The sequence below is a fragment of the Croceicoccus sp. Ery15 genome (assembly GCF_020985305.1).
In the GTDB taxonomy this organism is placed as follows: domain Bacteria; phylum Pseudomonadota; class Alphaproteobacteria; order Sphingomonadales; family Sphingomonadaceae; genus Croceicoccus.
The window spans coordinates 1,923,433-1,949,151 of the sequence record NZ_CP087588.1; the positions used below are offsets into that span (position 1 = coordinate 1,923,433).

17 protein-coding genes are annotated in these 25,719 nt (G+C 63.1%); 12 read left to right on the plus strand and 5 right to left on the minus strand.

Translation table 11 applies throughout. From position 1 onward, the window contains the following. Window positions 1-53 precede the first annotated feature (53 nt). Window positions 54-1,151: an FAD-binding oxidoreductase gene (locus LOZ77_RS09435; RefSeq protein WP_230278933.1), complete on the minus strand. Its 1,098-nt coding sequence runs from the start codon at window positions 1,149-1,151 to the stop codon at window positions 54-56. Continuing rightward, window positions 1,148-2,122, minus strand: a complete 975-nt coding sequence (locus LOZ77_RS09440; RefSeq protein WP_230278934.1) for an alpha/beta fold hydrolase — start codon at window positions 2,120-2,122, stop codon at window positions 1,148-1,150. Before LOZ77_RS09440 ends, LOZ77_RS09435 begins: the two co-directional genes overlap by 4 nt. Before the next feature lie 102 nt (window positions 2,123-2,224). Here LOZ77_RS09440 and LOZ77_RS09445 point away from each other — a divergent pair, with 102 nt between their 5' ends. The 7 genes from LOZ77_RS09445 to LOZ77_RS09475 all read left to right on the plus strand — a co-directional run bounded on the left by LOZ77_RS09445 (window position 2,225) and on the right by LOZ77_RS09475 (window position 9,493). Then, window positions 2,225-2,743, plus strand: a complete 519-nt coding sequence (locus LOZ77_RS09445) for a prepilin peptidase (protein ID WP_230278935.1) — start codon at window positions 2,225-2,227, stop codon at window positions 2,741-2,743. Window positions 2,744-2,843: 100 nt separating this feature from the next. Next, complete coding sequence (cpaB, locus tag LOZ77_RS09450) at window positions 2,844-3,845, plus strand: Flp pilus assembly protein CpaB (RefSeq protein ID WP_230278936.1); 1,002 nt, start codon at window positions 2,844-2,846, stop codon at window positions 3,843-3,845. Window positions 3,846-3,913: 68 nt separating this feature from the next. Next, a complete protein-coding gene (locus LOZ77_RS09455) occupies window positions 3,914-5,434 on the plus strand; it encodes a type II and III secretion system protein family protein (RefSeq protein ID WP_230278937.1) in 1,521 nt (506 codons plus the stop codon). 25 nt (window positions 5,435-5,459) lie between these two features. Beyond that, window positions 5,460-6,137 carry a CpaD family pilus assembly lipoprotein gene (locus LOZ77_RS09460; protein WP_230281828.1) on the plus strand — a complete coding sequence of 226 codons (678 nt, stop codon included), beginning with the start codon at window positions 5,460-5,462 and terminating at the stop codon, window positions 6,135-6,137. A 24-nt stretch (window positions 6,138-6,161) separates the two neighbouring features. After that, the gene (locus LOZ77_RS09465) at window positions 6,162-7,436 is read left to right on the plus strand and encodes a pilus assembly protein CpaE (RefSeq protein ID WP_230278938.1); all 1,275 of its coding nucleotides are present in this window, start codon (window positions 6,162-6,164) and stop codon (window positions 7,434-7,436) included. 74 nt (window positions 7,437-7,510) lie between these two features. Further along, window positions 7,511-8,482 (plus strand): type II secretion system F family protein, encoded by a 972-nt coding sequence (locus LOZ77_RS09470; RefSeq protein ID WP_230278939.1) that lies wholly within the window; start codon window positions 7,511-7,513, stop codon window positions 8,480-8,482. A gap of 18 nt (window positions 8,483-8,500) precedes the next feature. Further along, complete coding sequence (locus LOZ77_RS09475) at window positions 8,501-9,493, plus strand: type II secretion system F family protein (RefSeq protein WP_230281829.1); 993 nt, start codon at window positions 8,501-8,503, stop codon at window positions 9,491-9,493. A gap of 121 nt (window positions 9,494-9,614) precedes the next feature. Here LOZ77_RS09475 and LOZ77_RS09480 read toward each other — a convergent pair whose 3' ends face one another. Continuing rightward, window positions 9,615-10,067: a MarR family winged helix-turn-helix transcriptional regulator gene (locus LOZ77_RS09480; RefSeq protein WP_230278940.1), complete on the minus strand. Its 453-nt coding sequence runs from the start codon at window positions 10,065-10,067 to the stop codon at window positions 9,615-9,617. Between the two features lie 258 nt (window positions 10,068-10,325). Here LOZ77_RS09480 and LOZ77_RS09485 point away from each other — a divergent pair, with 258 nt between their 5' ends. Both LOZ77_RS09485 and LOZ77_RS09490 read left to right on the plus strand, forming a co-directional pair. After that, entirely contained in the window at window positions 10,326-10,979 is a 654-nt protein-coding gene (locus tag LOZ77_RS09485; RefSeq protein ID WP_230278941.1) for a 2OG-Fe(II) oxygenase family protein, read from the plus strand. Further along, window positions 10,976-12,658, plus strand: a complete 1,683-nt coding sequence (locus LOZ77_RS09490) for a tetratricopeptide repeat protein (protein WP_230278942.1) — start codon at window positions 10,976-10,978, stop codon at window positions 12,656-12,658. The genes LOZ77_RS09485 and LOZ77_RS09490 overlap by 4 nt, the downstream gene beginning before the upstream one ends. Before the next feature lie 99 nt (window positions 12,659-12,757). On the opposite strand, the gene LOZ77_RS09495 is transcribed toward LOZ77_RS09490, so the two are convergent. Continuing rightward, window positions 12,758-15,616: a TonB-dependent receptor domain-containing protein gene (locus LOZ77_RS09495; RefSeq protein ID WP_230278943.1), complete on the minus strand. Its 2,859-nt coding sequence runs from the start codon at window positions 15,614-15,616 to the stop codon at window positions 12,758-12,760. 295 nt (window positions 15,617-15,911) lie between these two features. Between LOZ77_RS09495 and LOZ77_RS09500 the strand changes: the two genes are divergently transcribed. Then, complete coding sequence (locus LOZ77_RS09500) at window positions 15,912-16,433, plus strand: hypothetical protein (RefSeq protein ID WP_230278944.1); 522 nt, start codon at window positions 15,912-15,914, stop codon at window positions 16,431-16,433. 231 nt (window positions 16,434-16,664) lie between these two features. Then, complete coding sequence (locus LOZ77_RS09505; protein WP_230278945.1) at window positions 16,665-19,733, plus strand: TonB-dependent receptor domain-containing protein; 3,069 nt, start codon at window positions 16,665-16,667, stop codon at window positions 19,731-19,733. An 83-nt stretch (window positions 19,734-19,816) separates the two neighbouring features. Here the strand turns inward: LOZ77_RS09505 and clpB are convergent, their stop codons facing one another. After that, the gene (clpB, locus tag LOZ77_RS09510; RefSeq protein ID WP_230278946.1) at window positions 19,817-22,396 is read right to left on the minus strand and encodes an ATP-dependent chaperone ClpB; all 2,580 of its coding nucleotides are present in this window, start codon (window positions 22,394-22,396) and stop codon (window positions 19,817-19,819) included. Between the two features lie 365 nt (window positions 22,397-22,761). On the opposite strand from clpB, the gene LOZ77_RS09515 reads away from it, so the two are divergent. After that, a complete protein-coding gene (locus LOZ77_RS09515; protein ID WP_230278947.1) occupies window positions 22,762-25,671 on the plus strand; it encodes a pitrilysin family protein in 2,910 nt (969 codons plus the stop codon). The last annotated feature ends 48 nt before the right edge of the window (window positions 25,672-25,719 follow it).

Sequence of the window (25,719 nt, forward strand, 5' to 3'; positions counted from 1 at the left end):
TGCTTCTCCTTGATAGCAGTGCGATTCGCGGGTGCAACCCCGCTCAGCCGCCCCTATCGGAAACGGTCGATGCGATAGGGTGCCGGGTCGATTCCCGTGGCCGGGCCCGTCGCATCGCGCCCCAGCAGCATGGCGGCGGCCATGTCGGCGGCAGCAGGCGAAGTCTGAATGCCGAAACCGCCCTGCCCCGCGCACCAGAAAAAGCCCGCGACCTCGGGATCGAAGCCGTAAACGGGCGCGCGATCGGGAGAAAAGCTGCGCAGCCCCGCCCATTTGCGCTCCACCGCCTCTACCTTCCAGTCGACCGCATGTTCCAGCCGGTCGATAGCGACGGCGACATCCAGTTCCTCGGGCGCGGCATCGCACGGGGGCGTGGGCGTTTCGTCATGCGGGCTAAGCCACAGGCGCCCGCTTTCGGGCTTGAAGTAAAAGCTTTCCTGAATGTCGAGCACCAGTGGCAGCGCAGCGGGAGCGGCAGGCTGGCAGCGCAATTGCACCACTGTGCGGCGCAGCGGCGTGATGCCAACGGGCCGCGCACCGGCGATGCCGGCAATCTCGTCCGCCCATGCGCCCGCGGCATTGACCAGAATACCTGCCCGCACCGTGTCGCCATGCCCGAAACCCAGCGTCCAGCCATCGGCTCCGCGCTCCGCCGATTTCAGCCGCGCACCGGTTTTCAGCATCGCGCCCTGCGCCCTGGCGCGCGACAGGAAATGCGCATGCAGCGCCGCCACGTCGATATCGGCGCAGCCCTCGCTCCATGTGCCGTGCACCCATTCGGGTTTCAGACCCGGCACGATCTCCACCAGACGATCGCGGCCCAGCTTGGCGATGTCCGCGCCCAATGCCTGAAACCGGGCCATAAAGGCGTCGATCGCGCCCTCGTCCCCTGCGCGGCCAATATGCAGCACGCCCCGCCGGGTAAGAAGTCCGCCTTCGCGCAGATAGGGGCCGCTCCCCACCGTCAGCGGGAAAATCTCCGGCCCGCCATAGGTTTCTTCCCAGAACGCGGCCGAACGTCCGGTGCTGTGATAGCCAGGCGCATCCTCCGCCTCGATCATGATCACCGATGCCTCGCCCGCAAGGCTGGCGGCAAGGCTGGCACCCGCCATGCCCGCGCCGATGATCGCAATATCGTAAGTCCCGCTCATGCCCCGCCTTCTACAGACAGTTGCGCGGCAAGAAACCCGTCGATCTCGGCAAGGGCGCGGTTGCGAACCGGATCGCTCTCGCGAAGAATCTCATGCGCGGCCTCTGCCCCGAATTCCACCAGACGGGCATCGGGCAGCAGGCGCGCGGCGCGGCGGATGGCCCGTGCACTGACCAGCCGGTCGGCGCTGGTGCCAAGGATCAGCACCGGCAATGTCACCCGCGCCAGCACATCGGCGCGCGCAGTGCGACGCATCGATTCGGCGGCACGTTCGACCCAGCCCCAGCTGGGCGCGCCCAGCCGCAATTGCGGGCGTTCGTTGCGCCAGAACAGCTCGTCCTCGTACCGGCTGACATCATGGGTCAGGATCGACTGGCGCATCGCGGCGGGCTGGCCGGGTTTCTCGCCCGCCTTCCACGCGGGCCTGCTCGCCGCGCCCAGCGACGCCATCAGATGCGCTGCGGCGTGCCACATCCATGGCGGCAGCGGCGGCCCAGCAAAACCCAGCATCGGCGCGACCAGCACCAGAGCATCGGGACGGGCCGCCCCCTCTGCCACGCCGCGCAAGGCCAGCTGCCCACCCATCGAATGGCCGATCAAGGCACAGGGCGTATCGGGCGATTCGGCGCGCCAGTCCCGCCAGAACCCGCGCAGATCGTCGATCCAATGGGCGAAATCGCCGATATGGCCGGTCGCGTCGTCATCGCCCAGCCGCCCCGATCCGCCTTGCCCGCGCCAGTCGATCGCGGTCACGCGCCACCCTTCGCCAAACCAGTATTCCAGCGTCTCCAGATATTTCTCATACGCGTCGCCGCGCCCGCCCAGAAACAGCAGCGCGCCACGCGAATCCGCCGGTTCGGGCCAGTCGATCCGGCGGATCGCGTGCCCGTCGGCCGCATGCCATACCGATTCGCACGCATAGGCGGGAATAGCGCGGCGCGCGGCGGCAGGATCGGCGGAAAAGCGGGTCAAGGCAGCGGGTTCACTTGGGTAACGACATCTTCGCGGGCATGGTTACTGTTTGGTAAGTCCTGCCCTTTAAACCGGCCCTCAATCAGGGGGTTCCGGTTGGACATGAACACGCAACTTATCGCTTACGGATTGCTCGCAGCCTTGGCAATCGCGGTGCTTTACGCAGGTATTACCGACCTGCGGCATCGCAAGATCACCAACCGGCTGACGGGCGCCATCGCCATCGCCGCGCCTTTGTTCTGGATCGCCAGCGGCCTGCAGCTGTGGCCCGGCATCGCGATCCAGCTGGCGCTGGCCGTGGGCTGGTTCGTCTTTGGCGCGGTGCTGTTCAGGATCGGCCAGATGGGCGGCGGCGACGTAAAGCTGTTCACCGCGCTCGCCCTATGGCTCGAACCCTCGCTTTTTATGATGGTCGTGCTGTTGACCATGATCGTCAACGGCGTGGCCACGCTGATCGTGTGGCGCGGCGTGCGCCGCGCGCGACGCGAAGGGCGCAAGGTGGAAGCGCGCTCTACGCCATACGGCGTTTCGGCCGCGCTGGTGATGCTGGTGATGTTCGCGATCCGTTACGGACCCGCCGTTCACACCGCATTTTCCGGTTCTTCGACGAATTTTGCCTGATGTGCGGGTCGTTTTGACCTGATTTTAACCATTGCCGGTGAGTCTGGCAGCACGGACGGGGGCGAAACCCCCATTGGATTGACGAAGGGGCTTTAAGGCCATGGACAAGAAGAAGCTGATCCTGCTGGCAGTCGCGCTGGTCGTCGCGGTGGGTACCGCGCTGATGGCGCGCAGCATGTTCGCCGGGGGCTCCGCCCCGCAGGCAGAGGCCGCCGTGGCCGAACCCGAAGGTCCGCGTGTGCTGGTCGCCCAGCGCGCCCTGCCCGTCGGCACGATCATCACGGCCGATGCACTGCAATTCAAGATGTGGCCCAAGGAAATGGTGCAGGACGCCTATTTCGTCGAGGGCGAGGCCGATATGCAAAAGCTGCTCGGCACTGTCGCGCGCTTCCCCGTTACCGCTGGCCAGCCGCTGACCAAGGGCACGCTGGTGCAGCCGGGCGATCGCGGCTTTCTGGCTGCGGCTCTTGGGCCGGGCATGCGCGCCGTGACCGTGACCGTGTCGGAAAAAACCGGTGTTGCGGGCTTTGTCTTCCCGGGTGACCGCGTCGACCTGCTGCTGACGCAGGCGATCGGCGGCGGCCGCGACGAGCCCGGCTTCAACGCCACCGAAACCGTGCTGCGCAACCTGCGCGTTCTGGCAACCGACCAGTCGACCGAAACGCAGCAGGTGGACGGCAAGACCGTCGTGACCAAGTTCCGCACCGTCACGATCGAGGCCACCCCGCGCATTGCCGAGAAAATCTATGTCGCACAGGAAGTCGGCACGCTGTCGCTGGCCCTGCGCTCGATCGCGGACAACCGCGCCGAACTCGACCGCGCCATCGCATCGGGCGAGCTGGTCGTGCCCGAAGGCGCCTCGCCCGAGGAAGAAGAGGAAATCCTGCAACTGGCAATGAACCGCCCGCAGGAAGGCCGCACCACTTTCCAGACCGGCGGCGACGTATCGCGCTTCCAGTCGCGTTATATGCCGACGGCCAAGAGCAGTGGCGGCGACACGGGCGTCGCGACCGCAGCCGCACCCGCCGCTGCCCGTCCGACCGGACCTGTCGTTCGCGTCAGCCGCGGCAACAACACCGTTATCGTGCCGGCTGGCAAGTGAACGACCTGGACGGGAGCGCGCAAGCCGTGATCAAGAACCGTAACAATGTGTCCAAGGGGGGACATAAGATGAAACGCCGCCTGCTTTCGGGCCTCGTGCTCACTGCCACCGCCCTGGCGCCGATCGGCCCCGCGGGCATCGCGACCACCGCGACCGCGCAGACCATGCCGACGCCTGCCGACCAGATCGTGCTGTCGATCGGTCGCGGCCAGCTGGTCAATGTGGGCGGCCGGATGGCCGACATCTTCATCGCCGACGAAAACGTCGCCGACGTTCAGGTCAAATCGACCAACCAGATCTATCTGTTCGGCAAGTCGGGCGGCGAAACCACCGTCTATGCCAGCGACGCGAACGGCGCGATCATCTGGTCGGCGAATGTGCGCGTGGGCACGAATATTGACAGCATCGATCAGATGCTGGGCCTCGCCATGCCCGAAGCCAAGATATCGACAGCGACCATGAACAACACGGTCCTGCTGACCGGCACCGTCGCGGCCCCCGAAGACGCGGCCGAGGCGGAACGCCTTGTCGCCGCTTTCGTCGGTGACGGCGTCAACGTCATCAGCCGCCTGAAACTGGCAACGCCGCTACAGGTCAGCCTGCATGTGCGCTTTGCCGAGGTAAGCCGCACGCTGGTCCGCGCGATGGGCGTGAATCTGGCAACCTATGACGGCACCAGCGGGTTCAAATTCGGGTTGGCGCAAGGGCGCGACGGCTTCCTGCCGCAATGGAGCGTGGGTGGCGGCGTCTTTACCGGCGGCACTGCTGCTTCGGACGGATCCAGCCTTGTCGCCGGCAATGGCGGCGGCAGCACGATCGCGGGCTTTGGCAAGTTCCTCGGCCTCGACATTGCGGGCGCGCTGGATCTTGGCGAACAGGACGGTCTGGTCACCACACTTGCCCAGCCCAACCTGACCGCGCTGTCGGGCGAAACCGCAGAATTCCTCGCGGGCGGCGAATTTCCGATCCCGATGAGCCAGGGCCTTGGCACCGTGGCCATCGAATATAAGAAATACGGCGTCAGCCTTGCCTATACGCCGACCGTACTGGCCAATGGCCGCATCTCGATCCGCGTCCGTCCCGAAGTGTCGGAACTGTCGAGCGCGGGTTCGGTCACGCTGGAAGGGTTCGAAGTGCCTGCCCTGACAACCCGCCGCGCCGAAACGACGGTAGAGCTGGGTTCGGGCCAGAGCTTCATGATCGGCGGCCTGCTGTCGAATTATTCGAACAGCACTATCGACAAGACCCCGGGCGTGGGCGATCTGCCGATCCTGGGCAATCTGTTCCGCTCGACCAGCTTCCGCCGCGGCGAATCCGAACTGGTGATCGTGGTCACGCCCTATCTGGTGAAGCCCGTCGATGCCAAGGACATCGCCCTGCCGACCGACGGCTACAAGAACCCAACGATGCTGGGCCATTTGATGGGCATGCAGTCCGACGGTGAAACCGGCGGCGCGCGCCGTCCGATGCCCAGCGCCAGCGAAGCGGCCCCGACCGGCCCCGTCGTCGGCATGAATTCCATCCCGCAGCAAGCCGCCCCGGTTCGCAGCGCCGATGCCGGCGATGCCAAGCCCGGCTTCAACTTCTGATCGCAGGAGCAGCAAGGTGACCAAGATGATCAAGACCATCACTGCGCGCAAATCGGCAACTGCCGCGCTTCTGCTCGGTGCATCGGCCGCCCTGGCGGGCTGCGTCGGCGGAACGGCCTCGAACCGCTCGCTGAATTCGGTGCATCAACCGGTCGTGTCGCGCACCAATTACGTGTTCGACGTCATGACCAGCTCGTCGGGCGTTCCGATTGGCGAACAGAGCCGCCTTGCCGGTTGGTGGGAAGCGATGGACCTGTCCTATGGCGACAAGGTTTCGGTCGACACCACCAATATTGGTCCTGCGGCCAAGGCAGACCTGATGTCGCTGGCCGACCGGCAGGGCATCATCCTGTCGGAAGCGCCGCCCGTGACTGAAGGACAGGCCGGCCCCGGCGTCGCCCGCGTCGTCGTGACGCGTTCGACTGCGGCGGTCGAAAACTGCCCGCGCTGGACGGATAAGAGCGATTTCAACCCGAATAACGCGACCAGCGACGGTTTCGGTTGTTCGGTGAACGCCAATCTCGCCGCGATGATCGCCAACCCCGAAGACTTGCTGACAGGCCAGAAGGGCACGGGCGAGACCGTGGTGATGAGCTCGACCAAGGCCATCGACAGCTATCGCCAGCAAGCGCCCACGGGCGAAGGCGGCCTGCCCACCGTATCGACCAACCAAGGCGGCGGCGGCGGCGGCGGCGGCAACTAACGGAATCGCGAAGGAGAAGCTTTGATGAACCAGATGTCATCCGGAATGGGCGAACGCGATTCGTTTGCCGCCTTCGTCAGCGACGAAGCGACCATGGAAGTGGTCCGCACCACCGTCTCGAACCTCAACATGCCGCATGAAAAATGCAACATGGGCGGGCTTCGCAATGCAGTGCAGACCCTGTCGGTTTCCGCCAGCCCGCAGATCCTGCTGGTCGACCTGTCGGAATGCGGCGACCCGCTGTCCGACATCAACGCGCTGGCAGAGGTTTGCGAACCCGGCACGGTGGTGATCGCAGTCGGCCAGATCAATGACGTGCGCCTCTATCGCGACCTTACCGCCAGCGGGCTGCAGGACTATCTGCTGAAGCCGCTGAGCGAGGAAGCGCTGCGCGATTCGCTGCTGCAGGCACAAAGTGTGTTGAGCGCGCCGCGGCAGTCGGCCGACGCCTCGGTCACGCGCAACCATATCATCAGCGCCATTGTCGGCACTCGCGGCGGGGTCGGCGCATCGACCATCGCCACGTCGCTCGCATGGCTGTTCAGCGCCGAACACAAGCTGCCCACCGCGCTGCTCGACCTCGACGTGCATTTCGGCACGGGCGCGCTGACGATGGATCTGGAACCGGGCCGCGGCCTGTCGGACGCGATCGAAAATCCGTCGCGTATCGACGGACTGTTCATCGAGCGCGCGATGGTGCGGGCAAACGACAATCTCTCGGTCCTCTCCTCCGAAGCGCCGATCCATTCGCCGCTGATGACCGATGGCAGCGCCTTTGTGCAGCTTGAGGAGGAATTCCGTCAGGCCTTCGACATGACTGTCGTCGATCTGCCGCGCAACATGCTGATTAATTTCCCGCATGTGCTGGCCGATGCCGATGTGTTCGTGCTGGCGACCGAACTGACCCTGTCGGGTGCGCGCGATGCGATCCGCATTCTTTCGTGGGTGGCGACCAATGCCTCGCACATGAAGCCGATCGTCGTTGCCAACCGCGTCACCAGCGGCGCGGGCGAAATCAGCAAGGCCGATTTCGAAGCCTCAATCGAGCGCAAGATCGACTTCATCATGCCGATGGACGTCAAGACCGCAACGCAGGCAGCCAAGGTCGGGCAGGTCTTCGTCGAAGCCAACCGCGCCAGCAAGGCATCGGCCGTGCTGCGCGATCTGGCACGCACCATCATGGCGGCCAATGGCGACGAAAAGGCAACCGCCGGTGGCGGCGGCGCGTCGAACAGCGGATCGCTGATGGAAAAATTCGGTCTGGGCGGAATGAAGGCCAAGACCAAGCAGAAAGCCTGATGCGCAAATCCCCCGTCCCGTTCGCGGGCGGGGGACGCGATCGGATTGACTAGAGTACCGGAGGTTCACGGGCGATGCAGTTTGCACAGATATTCATAGTCGTTGTCGGCATGATGCTGGTGGTCGGCGTTGCCTTCTACGCGCTCTATGGCTCGGCCTCCTCGCGCCAGCAGGCCAAGCGCCTGCAACAGATCCGCTATCGCCACTCGCAAAGCGCGGAATCGCGCGTCGAAGCCCAGCTGAAAAAGGCGATCTCGGCCCGCAAGCCGCGCGCGCGCCATGCTGCCGGTTCGGACTCGCGCATCGCCGCTCTGGCACTGCGCCTGCATCGGACGGGCAGAAACTGGACCGTGCCAACCTATTTCTATGTATCGGGCGGCCTGTTTGTCGGCATCGGTGTGTTGATACTGATCACGACCGGCGCGCCGTTGATGGCACTGGCAGGCGGTGCGGTCGCGGGCCTTGGGCTGCCGCATTTCATTGTCGGCCGCCAGATCAAGAAGCGGCTTGCCAATTTCAACGCCCGCTTTCCCGACGGCATCGAACTGCTGGTTCGGGGCCTGCGCTCGGGCCTGCCGGTTACCGAAACGCTTGCGGTTGTCTCAAGCGAAATCCCCGGTCCCGTGGGCGAAGAATTCAAGGCGATCACCGACCGCGTAAAGGTGGGCAAGTCGCTCGACGATTCGCTGCAGGAAACGGCGGACCGTCTGGACATTCCCGAATTCAAGTTCTTCTGCATCTCGCTTGCCATCCAGCGCGAGACGGGCGGTAACCTGGCCGAAACGCTGGCGAATTTGGCCGATGTGCTGCGCAAGCGTATCCAGATGCGGCTGAAGATCCGCGCCATGAGCTCGGAAGCCAAGGCATCGGCCTATATCGTCGGCGCTCTGCCCTTTCTGGTGTTCACCATCGTCTACATGCTGAACCCCGATTACCTCGGCGGCTTTTTCACCGACGACCGGCTGATCGTCGCGGGCCTGTTCGGCATTTGCTGGATGAGCATCGGCGGCTTCGTCATGTTCAAAATGGTCAACTTCGAGATCTGAGCGGGGAAAGGCGCGAGAATTATCATGCAAACAACCGGCCCTACCCTTCTTGGCGTTGACGTCATCCTTGTCGGATCGATTCTGGCAGGCATCGCAGCGCTTGCCACAATGATGGCGATCTACGCCGCGCTGACCGTGCGCGATCCGATGGCCAAGCGCGTCAAATCGCTGAATGCGCGACGCGAAGAGCTGAAACTCGGCCTGATGAGCGAGGCGCAGGTCAAGCGCCGCACGCTGCGCCGCAAGACCGATCTGACCGACAAGGTCCGCGATTACCTGTCCAAGTTTTCGATGCTGCAGGACAGCCAGATCAAGGAGATCGAGCAGAAGCTGGCGCAGGCCGGTATCCGCCGCAAGGAACTGGCCTATGTGGTGGTCGCCGCGCGCGTCGTGCTGCCCATCCTGTTCGGCTTTATCGCTGCTGTGCTGGTTTACTGGACCGACACCTATCCCGAATGGGGACCGATGAAGCGTCTGGCCGTCTTCGCTGGCAGCCTTGCCGCCGGTTATTACGGGCCGGGGACTTATTTGAAAAATATCATCGGCAAACGCACCGATGCCATCCGCACGGGGCTGCCCGACGCGCTGGATCTGCTGGTGATCTGCGCAGAGGCCGGCCTCACCGTCGACTCCGCTTTCAACCGCGTCGCCAAGGAGCTAGGCCGCGCCTATCCCGAGCTGGCCGACGAATTCGCGCTGACCTCGATCGAACTGTCTTTCCTGACCGAACGACGCATGGCGTTTGAAAATCTGACCTATCGCGTCGATCTGGAAGCGATGAAGGGCGTGACGACGACCATGGTGCAGACCGAACGCTACGGAACGCCGCTGGCATCTGCATTGCGCGTGCTGTCAGCAGAATTCCGCAACGAACGCATGATGCGCGCCGAGGAAAAGGCCGCGCGCCTGCCCGCGATCATGACCGTGCCGCTGATCCTGTTCATCCTGCCGGTGCTGTTCATCGTCATCCTCGGCCCCGCGGCCTGCTCGATCTCCGACGCCATGCTTTAGGGGATCGCCGTTCTGCGGGTTCAGCCCGAACCGCCAAAGGAAAAGGGCGGCGCCGGAAACCGGTGCCGCCCTTTTCGATTTAGCTGCCGCCGGTCTGTCGCGGCAGTTGGCATATGTGCGATTACTCCTCGGGGTCGATGTCGCGGACCTGTGCGAACAGCTTGTCCAGCGTCTTGCTGAACTCGCGCTGTTCCTTTGCGGTCAGGCAATTCAGGATTTCCTGCTCCATCTTCAGGGCCAGCGGCATCACCTGTGCATGAATCTCGCGCCCTTCCGCGGTCAACTCAAGCAGATGCGAGCGACCGTCGAGCGTATTGGGATGGCGGCGGACACGGTTGTCTTCGACCAGCACCTTGCACGCGCGGTTCACGGCCACCTTGTCCATGAATGTCGCGCCCACCAGCTGGCGCTGGGTCAGCGGACCGACATCGCCCAGCACGGCCATCACGCGCCATTCGGGCACTTTCAGATCGAACTGCGCGCGATACTCCACCGCAATCCGCTGGCTTATCGCGTTCGATGTGATGGACAGGCGATAGGGAAGAAAGCGCGAAAGGCTGAGCGACGGGTTCATGACACCCGACATCCGGCAAGACAGCAATTCAGAATTCTAGCAGCTCTTGTTTCCACTGGCCCGTTCTCCGCCCAAACCCGACCCCCGATTGCGGCCGCCCGATGCGACCTGTTGCCATCCCGACCCCGCACCGCCTAACGACAGTGCAGCACGCGAATGAAAGGTCGCCCAAACGTGCCCAAGGAATTGTTCAGGCTTAACCCTTCGCTGGATCGCGAGGCATTTGCGGATCGTTACAGATGTAACGGCCGTGTGCAAGTGCGTAACGTATTAACCGAAGCGACAGCGGCCGAAATTCGCAAGATTCTTGCGGCCCATACGCCGTGGGGTATCGCAGGACAAGCCGGTACCCATGCACCTCCCGACGCGGTCGAAGCGCGCCAGATGCGCACGCCCGACGGCCAGGCCAAGGCACGCAGCATTATCGAGGCCGCGCACAAGGCCGCGGCAGGTGGCGACTACGCCTGCCGGTTCGGCCGCTATCCGATCCTCGAGGCCTATCAACAGCAATGGTCGCCCGATTCCCCGCATGACCTGTTGCTGGAATATCTGAACGCCCCTGATTTCCTGGGACTGGTCCGCGACATCACCGGCATCGACAATCTGGTAAAGGCCGATGCGCAGGCTACCATGTTCGGCCCTGGCCATTTCCTTGGCCGCCATATCGACAGCCATGTGGCCGAAGGGTGGCGCGTCGCCTATGTGCTGAACATGGCAGGGGACGATTGGCATCCCGACTGGGGCGGCTATCTCAATTTCCTCGACGAGGATGGCGACATTGTCGAAGGCTGGCGGCCGCGGTTCAATACGCTGAACCTGTTTTCGGTGCCGCAGGCCCATTCGGTCGGCTATGTTCCGCCCTTCGCGCCCGCACAGCGCTTCGCCATTACCGGTTGGGTGCGCGACCGGTGAATGCAGCTGCCCTTCCCCCGCAGCAATGGCACCAGCGCGCAATTGCGGCAGAGCGCGGGGGCGATCCGACCGGCGCGGCGGCCATCTATCGTGCGGCGCTGGAACAGCATCCCGACCATGCCGACCTGCTGAATTCGGCAGGTAACCTGCATATGCGGCTGGGCGATCCGGCCACGGCGGCCGAATTGTTCGGCAAGGCGCTGGCCGCGCGGCCGGGCACTTTGGCCATGGCGGTCAATCGCGCGCTGGCGCTGACACAGGCTGACCGCGCGGAGGAAGCGGCGGAACTGCTGGCCGGATTTGCGCAGCAGGGGGCGAACGATGCGCGTTTTCATTCGACCCGTGCCAATGCGCTGCGCTCTGCCGACCGGCTGGATGAAGCGGCGGCAGCCTATGATCGCGCGCTGGCGATCGATCCCGCGCGGGCGATTGCGCTGCACGGCAGGGCGCGGATTGCGCTCGAACGTGCCGAAAGTGACGCCGCCGCGCGCTTCGACCGCGCATTACAGGCGCATAATGCCGACCCGAATGCGTGGCTGGGCAAGGCCCAGGCAATGGAAGCGGCTGGAGATGCCGCTGGGGCGCGGGCAATTGCCGAGCAACTGGTGGTACAGGCCCCCGCATGGCACGACGGGCTGCGATTTCTGGCGCAATTGCGGCTGGCCGCTGGCGAAACGGATTTCACCAGCCATCTGGCCGATGCCGAACGCCGCCTGCCTCAAGATGCCAGCATCGCATTCCTGCACGGCGAGTTGCTGGCGGGGATCGACCGTAACGCCGAAGCGGCAGAAGTCGTTCACACCGCCCGCCAGCGCCTGCCCGATGCCCCGCGCCTCACTTTGCTGGAAGCGATCTATGCGGGGGCCGCCGGTGACGACGACCGCGCCGAAACCCTGTTTGCCACGCTTTCGACCGACAGTTTCGAACACCGTCTGCACGAGGCACGCCATCGCATCCGGCGCGGCGAATATGACCGGGCGGACGATCTGCTGGCCAGTGCGCTGGACGCCCAACCGTGGGATATCGGCGCATGGGCGCTGCGCGGGATCGTGTGGCGGCTGACGGGCGATACCCGCGCGAAGTGGTTGCACGAGCAAGCGGGATTATTTGCCCTGCGCCCGCTGGAAGGCGATCCGCAAGTGCTGGCCGATGCTGCGCGCGTGCTGCATGGGTTGCACGACCGGTCGGTCTTTCCGCTGGGCCAATCGCTGCGCGGCGGCACACAGACGCGCGGGCGGCTGTTCCACCGGATGGAGCCCGAACTGCGCCGCCTGTCCGATGCGATCCGCGCCACGCTGGACGTGCATCGAACCGGCCTGCCCCCACAGGACGATACCCATCCGCTCCTGCGCTGGCGCAATGCGCGATGGAGGATCGAGGGATCGTGGTCGGTCCGCCTGCATGGCGGGGGCGATCACCACACGGGTCATATCCACCCGCAAGGCATTCTGTCGTCAGCGCTCTATATAGATTTGCCCGATGTTGCAGGCGATGGGGAAGAGGCGCTGCTGGAACTGGGCCGCCCGCCTGCCGATCTGCGGCTCGATCTGGAACCGCTGGCAGTTTTCCGGCCAAAAGCGGGGCATCTCGCCCTGTTTCCCAGCACCCTGTATCACGGCACCACGCCCTTTGCGGCGGGCCGCCGGATGACCGTGGCGTTCGACGTTACCAGTCACTGATGGCCGTCTGACCGTCCACTATCATCACAGTCGCAACCAAAAGAAAAAGGCGGCGACCGTTTCCGGTCACCGCCCCTTCCTTGTTCATGCGATCTTCGATCAGAAGCTCATGCTTGCTGCGATGAAGAAGTCGCGACCGATGACGTCATAGGTACCGGGCCAGGTGTTGGTCTGCTCCTGGTTGTCACCCATCGTCGGCGGCTTCTTGTCGAACAGATTGTTCACACCTGCGGTCAGGTTGAACGATTCCGTCACGTCGAAGCCGAAGGTCAGGTCGAACAGGTCATACGCGCCGATCTTCTCGACAGCGTAATCGGTGCTGTCATCGTCATCCTTGACCGAACCCACATGACGCCAGCGGAAGCTGGTGGTCAGCGGACCGTCGATGAACGAAAGACGCGACGACCACTTCCACTCGGGGATCGGCTCGCCACAGGTCAGCACGCCGAACTTGCCAGCACACTGGAACACCTCGTCCGGAAGCTCAGCCACCGGCGTGTAGAGGTAATCCATGGTGTAGGTGCCCATGAAGCCGAACGAGATCCGCGATTCTTCGCTCATCAGACCGAAGTCGAGGTCGGTGCCATAGTTCAGTTCGAAGTCGATACCTTCGACTTCGAGAGCACCGGTGTTGGCGTTCAGAATGGCAGGTGCGTTCACACCGTCAAGCTGACCCAGCGCGTTACGCGTGCCGACAAAGGCCTGACAGTACTGGCTGTCGATGTCCTGAATGACGTTGTAGCACAGGTTCAGCGTGTTAGCGAGACCGCCACCAAGGGTGTCGATCGCGCCGTCAACGGTGATGTTGTACCAGTCGACAGTCGCGCTGAAGCCGGGCAGGAAGGTCGGACGCAGCACGACACCAGCCGTCCACGTATCCGAAGTTTCTTCCTGCAGGTCGGGGTTACCGCCGAACAGACCCTGAATCTGGGTGTTCAGCTGGATATTGTTGCCCCAGACCGCGCCCGAAGGAACGCCGGTTGCGATACACAGGTCGCGGACTGCATCGGTCTGCAGAGCGTCGGCCTGGTTGGCACCGCACGGGTCGGTCGCACCGGGGAAGCCCTGTGCGTTGCCGCCGAACAGTTCCTGCACGTTGGGTGCACGAACCGCGCGCTGATACTGACCACGCAGCATGACATCCGCGATGGGAGCATACTTGACGCCGCCGCCATAGGCCCAGACGCCGCCGACTGCTTCAAGCGAATAGTCGGAATAACGCGCAGCGGCGTTCAGTTCGAGGCGGTGGATGCCGGGCATGTACGCCGCGACCGGGATCAGAAGCTCGCCGAAGACTTCCTTGGCGTCATAGCTGCCCGCGGTCGGTTCACCGGCATTGAAGCCGATGACATCGCCCGACGACAGTGCCGTGTCAGGAATATATTCGGAAGTCATCTTGCGGTATTCGACGCCGAACGCGAAGCCGGCATCTTCGGCACCCATGCCAAGGTTGAACAGCGAGCCGTTGATCGACGCGTTGGCCACCTGCAGCGACGAGGTATCGCCGTTCTGCGCCAGGATCGAGATCTGGTCGACCATGTCGGGGGTCAGCGTGTTCGGGCCGAAGATGTTGATCGCCGGAGCCGAACCGTCGAGGCCAGCCTGGAACGCCGAGCGCGAGATGTTACCCGCCTGAACGTTCGAGTTGCGGGTGCGCGAATACAGGTAATAGGCGTCATAACCGATGGTGTCGGTCAGTTCGCCGCGAACGCCAGCCAGAATGCGGAACGAGTTACGCTCGTCCAGCGAGTTACGGCTGCCGCTTTCGGTAACGCGGCGCTGCACGGCCAGCGGCACTACGCCGTCGCCGTCGGTGTCGACCGCATTCAGAGCCGCAACGTCATCGGCCGAGATGAAATCGGCGACCGACGCGATGTCGACATTGAACGTGCCGGTCACCGGCGTTGCAGCCAGTTCGTTGGCGACGCGGTTGTTGACGAAAGAAACTTCGGTGTAGGCCGTGTGGCCGTCAGCGAATTCGTAGTCGGCATAGCCGCCCATCAGGTAACGCTCTTGCGGGACCATCAGGTAGTTGACCGGACCGTAGTTATACAGGTCGGCACCGGTACGCGGCGAGCTTACGCCGGGATCGCGGTAAACCGCACCGGGCGAGCAGAATACGTTACCGGCAGGGCACAGCGTTGCCGTGGGATCGTCCGATTCGACCGGCAGGGTCGAGGTGAAACGGCCATAGGGAACGGTCGACGAACCGCCGGGCACGATGCCGCCTTCATAGTCGTCCCAGTTGACATTGCGCGAGAAATCGCGGCCCTGCGCGAAGATCGCGCCGCGCTTGTAATATTCACCATAGACGGTGGCATGGCCACGGCCGTCGGCGAATTCCGAACCCAGCGCGATATGCGCCTGGTAACGCTTGCCGTCGCCTTCGCCGGTGATGCCGTACTGGCCACCAACTTCGATGCCCTGCACGTCCTTCAGACGGAAGTTCACGACGCCTGCAAGAGCGTCCGAACCGTAAATTGCCGACGCACCGCCGGTCACGACGTCAACATTGTCGATGAGGAAGGTCGGAACGGTGTTCAGGTCGACAACCTGGTTGGTATCGTAGAACATCCAGCGACGGCCGTTGACCAGCACCATGCTACGCTCTTCGCCCAGACCGCGAAGGTCGAGCGTCGAGACGCCGCCACCGGGGTTGTTCGAGAACGAGGTCGTGCCGGGAATGACCTGCGGAAGGGTGTTGATGACCGATTCAACGTTCACCGCACCCGAAAGCTTGAATTCTTCGTCAGAGACGATTGCGAGAGGGGCCGAACCCTCAAGGTCGCGGCGCTGAATGCGCGAACCGGTAACGACGATGGCTTCACCAGCCGTTTCGTCGGCGGCTGCGACCGTCGCGGTATCTTCGGTGCTTTGCGCAAGTGCGGGGGCACTTACAAAGGCACCGACCATGATGGTGCCTGCAAGCAGCGACGCCTTGGTCAGACGATTGGACATGAATTTCCCCTGAGTGAAACGGCGCGTTATGCGCCTGCTCTATGGTTATTCCGGATCGAGTCCGTGGCGGGTTGGTAAGTGCGCACTGGTTCCAACTGCAACGATAATCACAAATCTGCAACGAATCCCCTCGTTACTGTTGCAACTAGGTTACACGCACCGTTCGGGTGGACTTTCGGCAATTTTATGCCATGACCAATGACACTTAGGCATGTTTCATGCCGCATGCAGTGGAAGAGGCACCGTGCAGATTTTCTCCGCGAAGTCGTTGATTGGCCTGAAATCCTTGGCCGGCATGTCGCTGTCCGCAGTGGCGGTGGTCGCGACGCCAGCCAGCGCGCAAGACGCGCCCGCCGCCGATAGCGCCCATGTCGACAAAATGCGCGAATGCAGCGGAATCGCGGACGATGGCGCGCGCCTTGCCTGTTATGACGCGGCCAGCGCATCGCTGCTGGCGGACTTCGACGACGGCAGCGTGCGCCTTGTCCGGACCGAAGAGATCGAGCAGACGCGGCGCAGCGTATTCGGGTTCTCGCTGCCCACCATCACCCTGTTCGGCGGCAAGGACGACAATGGCGAGGATGTCGAACCGCTCGACACGCTGACCTCTACCATTACCCGCGTGTCGCGCATCGGCGAGGATAGCTATCGCTTTACCATCGAGGAAGGTGACGCGGTCTGGGAAGTGCGCGATGCCCCCGCCCGCTTCCGCATGCCCAAGGTTGGCGACAGCGTCGAATTCGAACGCGCGTCTCTGGGCTCATATTGGGTACGCGTAAACGGAGCCATGGGTGCGAAAGGCAAGCGGGTTCAGTGATCTTTAACCTCGTTCGGTAATCTTAAAGCGACGAATGGTTCTGGATCGCCCGTTCACGGATGATTCATGTGACAATTGCGCAACATTTTGCGCCAAATCGTTCCATTTGACACCAGTTGCCCCTTTGTTTTGAACGCCCATTCGGGTGAAGTCCCCTCAATCGCGCCTGCCAAGCGCGGGGTACACAAGGGGGGCCCGTATAACGGGTTGCCAGGCACAAGGGACTGAATCATGAATAAACTCGTGTTGAACGGGCGGCACAGGCTGTTTGCCACCAGCTCGCTCGCCGGCATTGCCGTTCTGGCCGCTGCCGTTCCGAATATCGCAATCGCTCAAACCGCCGATCCCGAAACGATCGAGGAAGAGGTTTCGCGGAGCCAGGCCGATAGCGGCGAAGGCGCTATCGTCGTCACCGGCTCGCGCATCCGCCGCGACGAATTCTCGGCTGCCGAACCGATTACCGTTATCACCTCCAAGGAAATGACGCAGGCCGGCTTCAACTCGACCGCCGACGCGCTGCAGAGCAATTCGGTCACCGCGGGTGCCAGCCAGATCAACAACTATTACGGCGGCTTCGTCACCGACGGCGGCGTCGGTGCGAACACTCTGGGCCTGCGCGGCCTGGGACCCAACCGTACGCTCGTCCTGCTGAACGGTCGCCGCCTGGCACCGGGCGGTACGCGCGGTTCGGTGCTCGCAGCCGACCTTAACGTCCTGCCCAACGCCATTGTCGACCGTATCGAAGTGCTCGAAGCGGGCGCATCATCGGTCTACGGTTCGGACGCCGTGGCCGGCGTTGTCAACATCATCACCGATAACAACCTGCGCGGCCTGCAATTCGAAGCTTCGGGCACGCTTCCCGAAGTGGGCGCGGGTTCCAGCTATCGCCTCGCCGGCTCTTTCGGTTTCGAAGCCGACCGTCTGTCCGTCATCGGCTCGCTTGAATATTTCAAGCGCAACCCGATTTCGCGCAATGACGTCGACTTCTTCAACTGCCCCATCGGCGGTTTCTTGAGCGGCGAAGGCACCGCATTCGGCTCGGGCGACTATATCGATCCCGCGACCGGCGAGCCTGCCTGTTTCTCGCTCGACAATGGCGGCGTGACGATCAACACCATCGGTGTTTCAACCCGTACCTCGCCCGATCGCCTGACCGGCGTACTGGGCTCGTACAACCGTCTGGTGCCCGATGCCTCGAACACCGGCCCGTTCACCCCGGGCTATACGGGCGTCGACTACTACACGCGCGACACCTATGATCCCGAGCAGGAAGAAGAATACCTCGTCACTCCTGCCGAGATTCTGACCGGCTATCTTAGCGCGAATTACGAACTGGACGCTCTCGGCAACGCCGAAGCCTATGTCGAAGTTCTCGCCACGCGCCGCAAATCGAGCTATTATCTCTATCGTCAGCTCGCGCTCGACTATCCGATCTATCTGAACCCGGATTTCACGCCCACCGGTCGTGACAACCCGCTGGTTCCCGACCAGTTCAAGAACTCGGTCATTGCCTTCCCGAACGAGACGACCGGCGACGGTTACCTCGGCGTTCGCGCGTTCATCGGCTATGGCCTGACCGAAGGTCGCCAGCAGGTCGATTATGTCCGCGCAGGCGGCGGTCTTCGCGGCGACTTCTTCCTTCCCGACTGGCGGTATGATTTCTATGCCGGCAAGTCGTGGAACGACGGTACGTACGAGCTGGAATCGTTCCTGATCGACCGTATCGCCGCGTCGCTCGACGTAGTGGAAAACACCGACGGTTCGATCAGCTGCGCCTCGGCCGCGATCAACGCGAACTGCGTTGCCGCACCGCCGCTGAACGCAGACACGGTCGGCGGCAACCTGCCGCAGGAATACAAGGACTGGATCCTTGTGAACACCGTGGGCCAGACCCGCTTCCGCGAAACGACCTTCGCGTTCAACGTCGACGGTCCGATCTTCGCCCTGCCGGGCGGCGATGCGGCGCTCGCAGTGGGCCTTGAATATCGCAAGCAGTCGATCAACGACACGCCCGATGCGAACTCGATCAACGGCAACCTGTTGGGTCTGACCGCGGCAACGCCGACGATCGGCTCGGACAATGTGAAGGAAATCTACGGCGAACTCTATCTGCCGCTTCTGGCCGATATGCCCTTCGCTTACGAACTCTCGATCAACGGTTCGGCCCGTTACACGGACTACGACTCCTACGGCAGCGACACGACCTACAAGATCGGTGGTCTCTGGTCGCCGTTCCGCGGTGTCAGCTTCCGCGGCAGCTATGGCACGTCCTATCGTGCTCCGGCTCTGGCAGAGCAGTTCCTGGGCTCGACCAGCGGCTTCATCAGCGCGGGTTCCGACCCTTGCGATTCGGATGGCTTCCCCGCCGATCCGGCCGACTACAACACCAACCAGCAGATCATCGCGGCAAACTGCGCGGCGGTCGGTATCGACGTGGCGACCTTCACGCAGAACAGCGGTATCACCGTCCTGCGTCGTGGTGGTGCGGAAACCGGTCTGTCGGCGGAAACCTCGACGAACTGGAGCGTTGGCGCCGTGGTCCAGCCGCCCCTGCCGTCTTCGGTGGGCTCGCTGTCGCTGTCGCTCGATTACTTCGACATCAAGGTTAAGAACGGCGTGGCCGATCTTGCTGGCGGAACGATCCTCAATCGCTGCTACAGCGAGACGAACTTCGATCCGAACAGCGGCTTCTGCTCGTTCGTCGACCGCGATGCGAACGACATCCTGACGGTGACCAGCAGCTATGTGAACCTTGCCACGGATATCGTGAAGGGCTTTGAATTCAACGGCCGTTATGCCCGCGACATCGGTTCGGGCCAGCTGACGCTGAACGCTAAGGTCACGAAGTACACCGAGCAGTCGAGCAAGCTGTTCCCCGAGGAATATCTGACCGACGCCAACGGTGCCTATTTCGCACCTGACTGGGTCGGCAGCTTCGATGCTCTCTATGCCATTGGCAAGGTTACCCTGCGCTATGGCCTGGACTGGATCGACGGGGACAAGGACGCGACCTACGAATATTACGCGTTTGACGAGACGACCGGCATGGTCGACGAAGCTCTCGAGCAGTCGTATCGCGACAACTACAAGTTCGACGTGAAGGATTATTTCACCCACACGATTTCGGGTGCGGTTGCCATCAACGAAGATCTTGAGCTGACCGTCGGTGTGCGTAACCTGACCGACAAGATGCCGCCCAAGGTGACCGCGGCCGTTACCACCATCGGTAACGCCCCGCTGTACTCGGGCTACGACTATGTCGGCCGGACGTTCTTCGCGAACATCACTGCCGGCTTCTGATCGAAGCGACAGCACAAAAGGAAGGGGCCCCGGCGCAAACCGGGGCCCCTTTTTTGTGCCCGTAATCGCGAACTAAGGGCCGGTCAGGCGACGGAAATGTTCAGCGCCCCGTCCCCCTCGTCGATATTGACCGTTGACCCGTCGGGAATATCACCCGCCAGCAACATCTCGGCCAGCGGGTCCTGAAGATAACGCTGCACCGCGCGCTTCAACGGACGCGCGCCATAGACCGGATCGTAACCGACCCGCCCCAGCCAGCGCTTGGCCGCATCGGTCAGCTCCAGCACGATCTTGCGATCCTTCAAAAGCTTTTGCACCCGCTTCACCTGAATCTCGACGATCGGGGCCATGTGTTCGGCGGCAAGGCGGTGGAACAGGATAATCTCGTCCAAACGGTTCAGGAACTCGGGCCGGAAATGTCCGCGCACCACGTCCATCACCTGCGGTTCGACATCCTCGACCTTCTGGCCGTCTTCCATATTGGCCAGATACTGGCTGCCAAGGTTCGACGTCAGGATGATCAGCGTGTTCGAAAAATCGACCACGCGGCCCTGCCCGTCGGTCAGGCGGCCATCGTCCAGCACCTGCAGCAGCACATTGAACACATCGCTGTGCGCCTTTTCGACCTCGTCGAACAGCACGACCTGATAAGGCCTGCGCCGCACCGCTTCGGTCAACACGCCGCCTTCTTCATAACCGACATAGCCCGGAGGCGCGCCGATCAGGCGGGCGACCGCGTGCTTTTCCATGAATTCCGACATGTCGATACGCACCATTGCGCTGTCGTCGTCGAACAGGAATTCGGCCAGCGCCTTGGTCAGCTCGGTCTTGCCGACACCCGTGGGGCCAAGGAACAGGAAGCTGCCCAGCGGCCGGTTCGGGTCCTGCAGTCCGGCCCGCGCACGGCGGACCGCCTTGGACACGGCGACGACCGCATCTTCCTGACCGATGACGCGCTTGCCGATCACTTCCTCCATCTTGAGGAGCTTTTCGCGCTCGCCTTCCATCATCCGGTCGACCGGCACGCCGGTCCAGCGGCTGACGACACCGGCGATATCGTCCTCGGTCACTTCTTCGCGCAGCAGCGCGTTTTCGGATTGCGCGGCGGCATCGGCCAGTTGCTTTTCCAGCGCCGGAATGCGCCCGTATGAAAGCTCGCCCGCCTTGGCGAGATCACCCGCACGCTGCGCCTGTTCCAGCTCGATCCGCGCGGCATCCAGCTCTTCCTTGATCTTGCTCTCGGCCGCGATCTTGTCACGCTCGTTCTGCCAGCGCGTGGTCAGCTCGCTCGATTGCTGCTCAAGGTTCGCCAGCTCCTCGCGCAAAGCGGTCAGCCGGTCCGCGCTGGCGGCGTCGGTTTCCTTGGAGAGGGCCGATTCCTCGATCTTGAGCTGGATAATCCGGCGGTCGAGATTCTCGATTTCCTCGGGCTTCGATTCCACTTCCATACGGATGCGCGATGCCGCCTCGTCCATCAGGTCGATGGCCTTGTCGGGCAGGAAACGGTCGGAAATATAGCGATTCGACAGGGTTGCCGCCGCTACGATCGCGCCATCGGTGATGCGCACGCCGTGGTGAAGCTCGTACTTTTCCTTCAACCCGCGCAGGATCGAAATCGTGTCTTCTACGGTTGGCTCGCCCACGAAAACGGGCTGGAACCTCCGCTGCAAGGCGGGGTCCTTCTCCACGTACTTCTGGTACTCATCCAGCGTGGTCGCGCCGATGCAGTGCAATTCGCCGCGCGCCAGAGCGGGCTTCAGCAGATTGCCAGCATCCATCGCGCCTTCGGATTTGCCCGCGCCGATCAGCGTGTGCATCTCATCGATGAACAGGATGATCTCGCCCTCGGCGCCTTTCACCTCGTCAAGCACCGACTTCAGCCGCTCTTCGAACTCGCCGCGATATTTCGCGCCCGCGATCAGGCTGCCCATGTCGAGCGCCATCAGGCGGCGATCCTTCAGGCTGTCGGGCACGTCGCCATTGGCGATGCGCAAGGCGAGCCCCTCGGCGATGGCGGTTTTGCCGACGCCGGGTTCGCCGATAAGAGCAGGATTGTTCTTGGTCCGGCGGGCGAGGATCTGCACCGTGCGGCGGATTTCCTCGTCGCGCCCGATCACGGGGTCCAGCTTGCCGTCACGCGCTGCGGCAGTCAGGTCGCGGGCATATTTCTCCAGCGCGTCATAGCTTTCCTCGGCGCTGGCGGTATCGGCCTTGCGACCGCCGCGCAATTCGGTGATCGCGGCTTCCAGAGCCTGCGGCGTCAGATTGGCGGCCTTGAGCGCCTGTCCCGCCGAGGTGGTGGTTGCCAAAGTCAGCGCCAGCAGCAGCCGTTCGACGGTGACATAGGTATCGCCCGATTTGGTCGCCAGCTGTTCTGCCTGGTCCAGCACGCGCACCGCATCGTTATCAAGGCCCGGCGTCTGCTGCGCCCCGCCGCCCGAAACCTGAGGCACTTTCGACAGCGCCTCGTCAATCTCGGCGGTGGCGAAACCGGCATTGCCGCCCGCCCGCTGGATCAAGCCCGAAGCCATGCCCTCGCCATCTTCCAGCAGCGCCTTCAAAATATGCGCCGGGCTGATCCGCTGATGGTTCATGCGGATCGCAACGGTCTGCGCCGCTTGCAGAAATCCCTTGGCGCGATCGGTGAATTTTTCCAGATTCATGGGTTTCCATGCCCCCTCATTGCCATAACAGGCCAATTACCGCCGAAGGCCCAACAGCGGCACCTTCGATCCGCCTCAAGATAGTGTTGCCATTTTGCAACACAAGCCTCTCCGGTAAAATTTTTGCGCCCCATGACGCGGCCACTTCCGGTCCGGCCCGATAGAATTTCGGAGACCGTCACCCGATTTCAAGCCCGCCGAAACCGGCGCGGATCGACAAAATGCAGATTCCCATCGACGAATGTCCTCTATTGGCTGGAAACCGCCGTTTCTTTTGATATCAATGGTTACCAATCGCGCAGGGGGGCGCATCCGCCACGGGCTGGTCGGGTTTGCTGGGCGCGTTACACCGGACTGGAGACATCATGCGTTTAAACACTCGGCTGCTGATCGCAGCATCGGCCCTTTCGATCATGGCCGCGCCTGCCGCCGCTCTCGCCAATCAGACCGCGCCCGCCGCCGAAGTCGCGCCCGCCCCGCTGTCCGAACTGATCGCGGGCGTCGACATTCCTTATGAATCGTTCAAGCTGGAAAACGGGCTGACCGTGCTGGTTCACGAAGACCGCAAGACCCCCGTGGTCGCCGTCTCGGTCTGGTATGCGGTCGGCTCCAAGAACGAGCCCAAGGGCAAGACCGGCTTTGCCCATCTGTTCGAACATCTGATGTTCAACGGATCGGAAAATGCACCGGGCGACTTCTTCGAACCGCTGCAGCAGGTCGGCGCGACCGATTTCAATGGCACCACATGGTTCGACCGCACCAATTACTTCGAAACCGTGCCAACCGGCGCGCTCGACCGTGCGCTGTTCCTTGAATCCGACCGCATGGGCCATTTGCTGGGCGCGGTGACGCAGGCCAATCTGGATAACCAGATCGGCGTTGTGCAGAACGAAAAGCGGCAGGGCGACAACCAGCCCTATGGCATGGTCGATTATGAACAGCTCGAAACGCTGTATCCGTCGGGCCACCCCTATCACCATTCCACCATCGGTTCGATGGACGATCTTTCGGGCGCGACGCTGGACGATGTGAAGGGCTGGTTCACCAGCCATTACGGCCCCAATAACGCCGTGCTGGTGCTGGCGGGCGATATCGACCTCGCCACGGCCAAGCAGAAAGTGAACAAATGGTTCGGCGCGATCCCCGCCGGCCCCGCAATCGAACCGGTGGACGCCCCCGTTCCCACGCTGGACGCGCCCGTGACCAAGGTGATTTACGATCAGGTCGCTACCCCGCGCATCTATCGTTACTGGGCGATCCCCGGTCTGAACGACAAGGATGCGGTGCCGCTGGAAATGGCGGGCCGCGTGCTGGGCGGACTGGCCTCCTCGCGCCTCGACAACGAACTCGTCCGCGGAAAGCAATTGGCCGTGGCAGTCGTCGCCAGCGCCTACAGCTTTGAACAGGCTGGCCAGTTCGAGGTTTATGCCGATCTGAAACCGGGTGTGGAACTGGCCGATCTGGAAGCCGCGCTTGACGCCGAAATCGCCAAGATGATCGCCGAAGGGCCCAGTGCCGACGAATTGCAGCGGGCCGCAACGCAATATGCCGCGGCCGAAATCCGCGGGCTCGACACGCTGGGCGGCTTCAATGGCAAGGCGCCGACGCTGGCACAGGGCCTGCTCTATTCCGACGATCCGGAATTCTACAAGAAGCGGCTCGCCCGCATCGCATCGGTCACCCCTGCCGAAGTGCAGGGCGCGGCCGCCCGCTGGCTGAACCGTCCGGTGTTCAAGCTGACCGTGATGCCCGGCACCCGCAAGGAAGGCGGCGAGAATCGCGGCGGCTATGTGATCGCGGGTGATGCGCCATCCAACGCCCCGCAATATTTCTGGAACCCCGACAGCATTGCCGGCCCCGTTTCGGCAGCTCCCGTGGTGGCCGCACCAAAGGCCGATCCAGACCGCTCCTCGCTGCCCGCAATGGGCGATCTGGCTCCGCTCGATTTCCCGAACATCCAGCGCGCCGTGCTGGATAACGGCATGCAGATCTATCTCGCCCGCCGTGAAGGTGTGCCGATGGTGACCGCGCGGCTCAGCTTCGATGCCGGTGCCGCCGCCGATCCCAAGAACGCGCTAGGCACCCAGTCGCTGATGCTGCAGGCAATGGACGCGGGCACCACCAGCCTTGACGCGACCGAGCTGGCGATTGCGCAGGAACGCCTTGGCGCATCGATCGACGGTAGCGCCAACCGCGACAATACCAGCTTCACCCTGTCGGCGCTGGAGCCGAACCTCGGCCCCAGCTTCGCCCTGCTGGCTGACTATGTGCGAAATCCCGCCTTTGACGGTGACGAGCTGGAGCGCGTGCGCAGCCAGCAGCTGAACCGCATCAATGCGGAGAACACCCAACCGCTGTCATTGGCGCAAAAGGTTCTGACGCCTGCCATTTTCGGTGCGGCCCACCCCTATGGATCGCCCCCGAGCGGCCTGGGCGAAGCAAGCGTCGTTTCCGGCCTGACCACGCAAAACCTGCGCGAATTCCACGCCACCTGGCTGCGACCCGATACGGCGCGGCTGTATGTCGTGGGCGATACGACGATGGAAGAAGTTGTCGAGCTTGCCAATCAGGCATTCGGCAACTGGGCGCGCCCCGGCACGCCCGCACCCGCCAAGAGCTTTGACGTCGCCATCCCCGCCGCAAAGCCGCGCGTCATACTGATTGACCGTCCGGCATCGCCACAATCGCTGATCCTTGCGGGCAAGGTGATCGACAAAAAGGGCACCGACGATCTGGTCACGCTGGATGCGGCAAACAGCGTGCTGGGCGGCAGCTTCCTCTCGCGCCTGAATTCGGACCTGCGCGAAACCAAGGGCTGGTCCTATGGCGTAAGAAGCATGCTGATGGCGCCCGAAGAGAACGTGGCTTTCGCCGTCTATGCACCGGTTCAGGCCGACCGCACCGGCGATTCGATCGCCGCCCTGCGCGATGGCATGAACAAGTTCCTGACCACCGACGGCGTGACGAAGGACGAGCTGGTCCGCACCGTCAATGGCGAGGTGCGCGGCCTTCCCGGCACGTTCGAAACCAGCGGCGATGTGTTGGGCGGCCTTGTAAATATTGTCGAACTGGATCGGCCCGACAATTACTACGAACTGCTTCCCGGCAAGTACGAAGCGCTGACCCCCGCGGTGCTGGATCAGGTCGCACGCGAACAGAAGCTGGACGCCGGGCTGGTCTGGGTCGTCGTGGGCGATGCAGAGAGCGTGCGTCCACAACTCGACCAGCTGGGCCTGCCGGTCGAAGTCGCGAAGCCCGCGGGCACGGGGGAGTAATTTCCCCGCGTTCGGGCGAGGCCTTCGGGCGACAGCCTGGATAAAAAA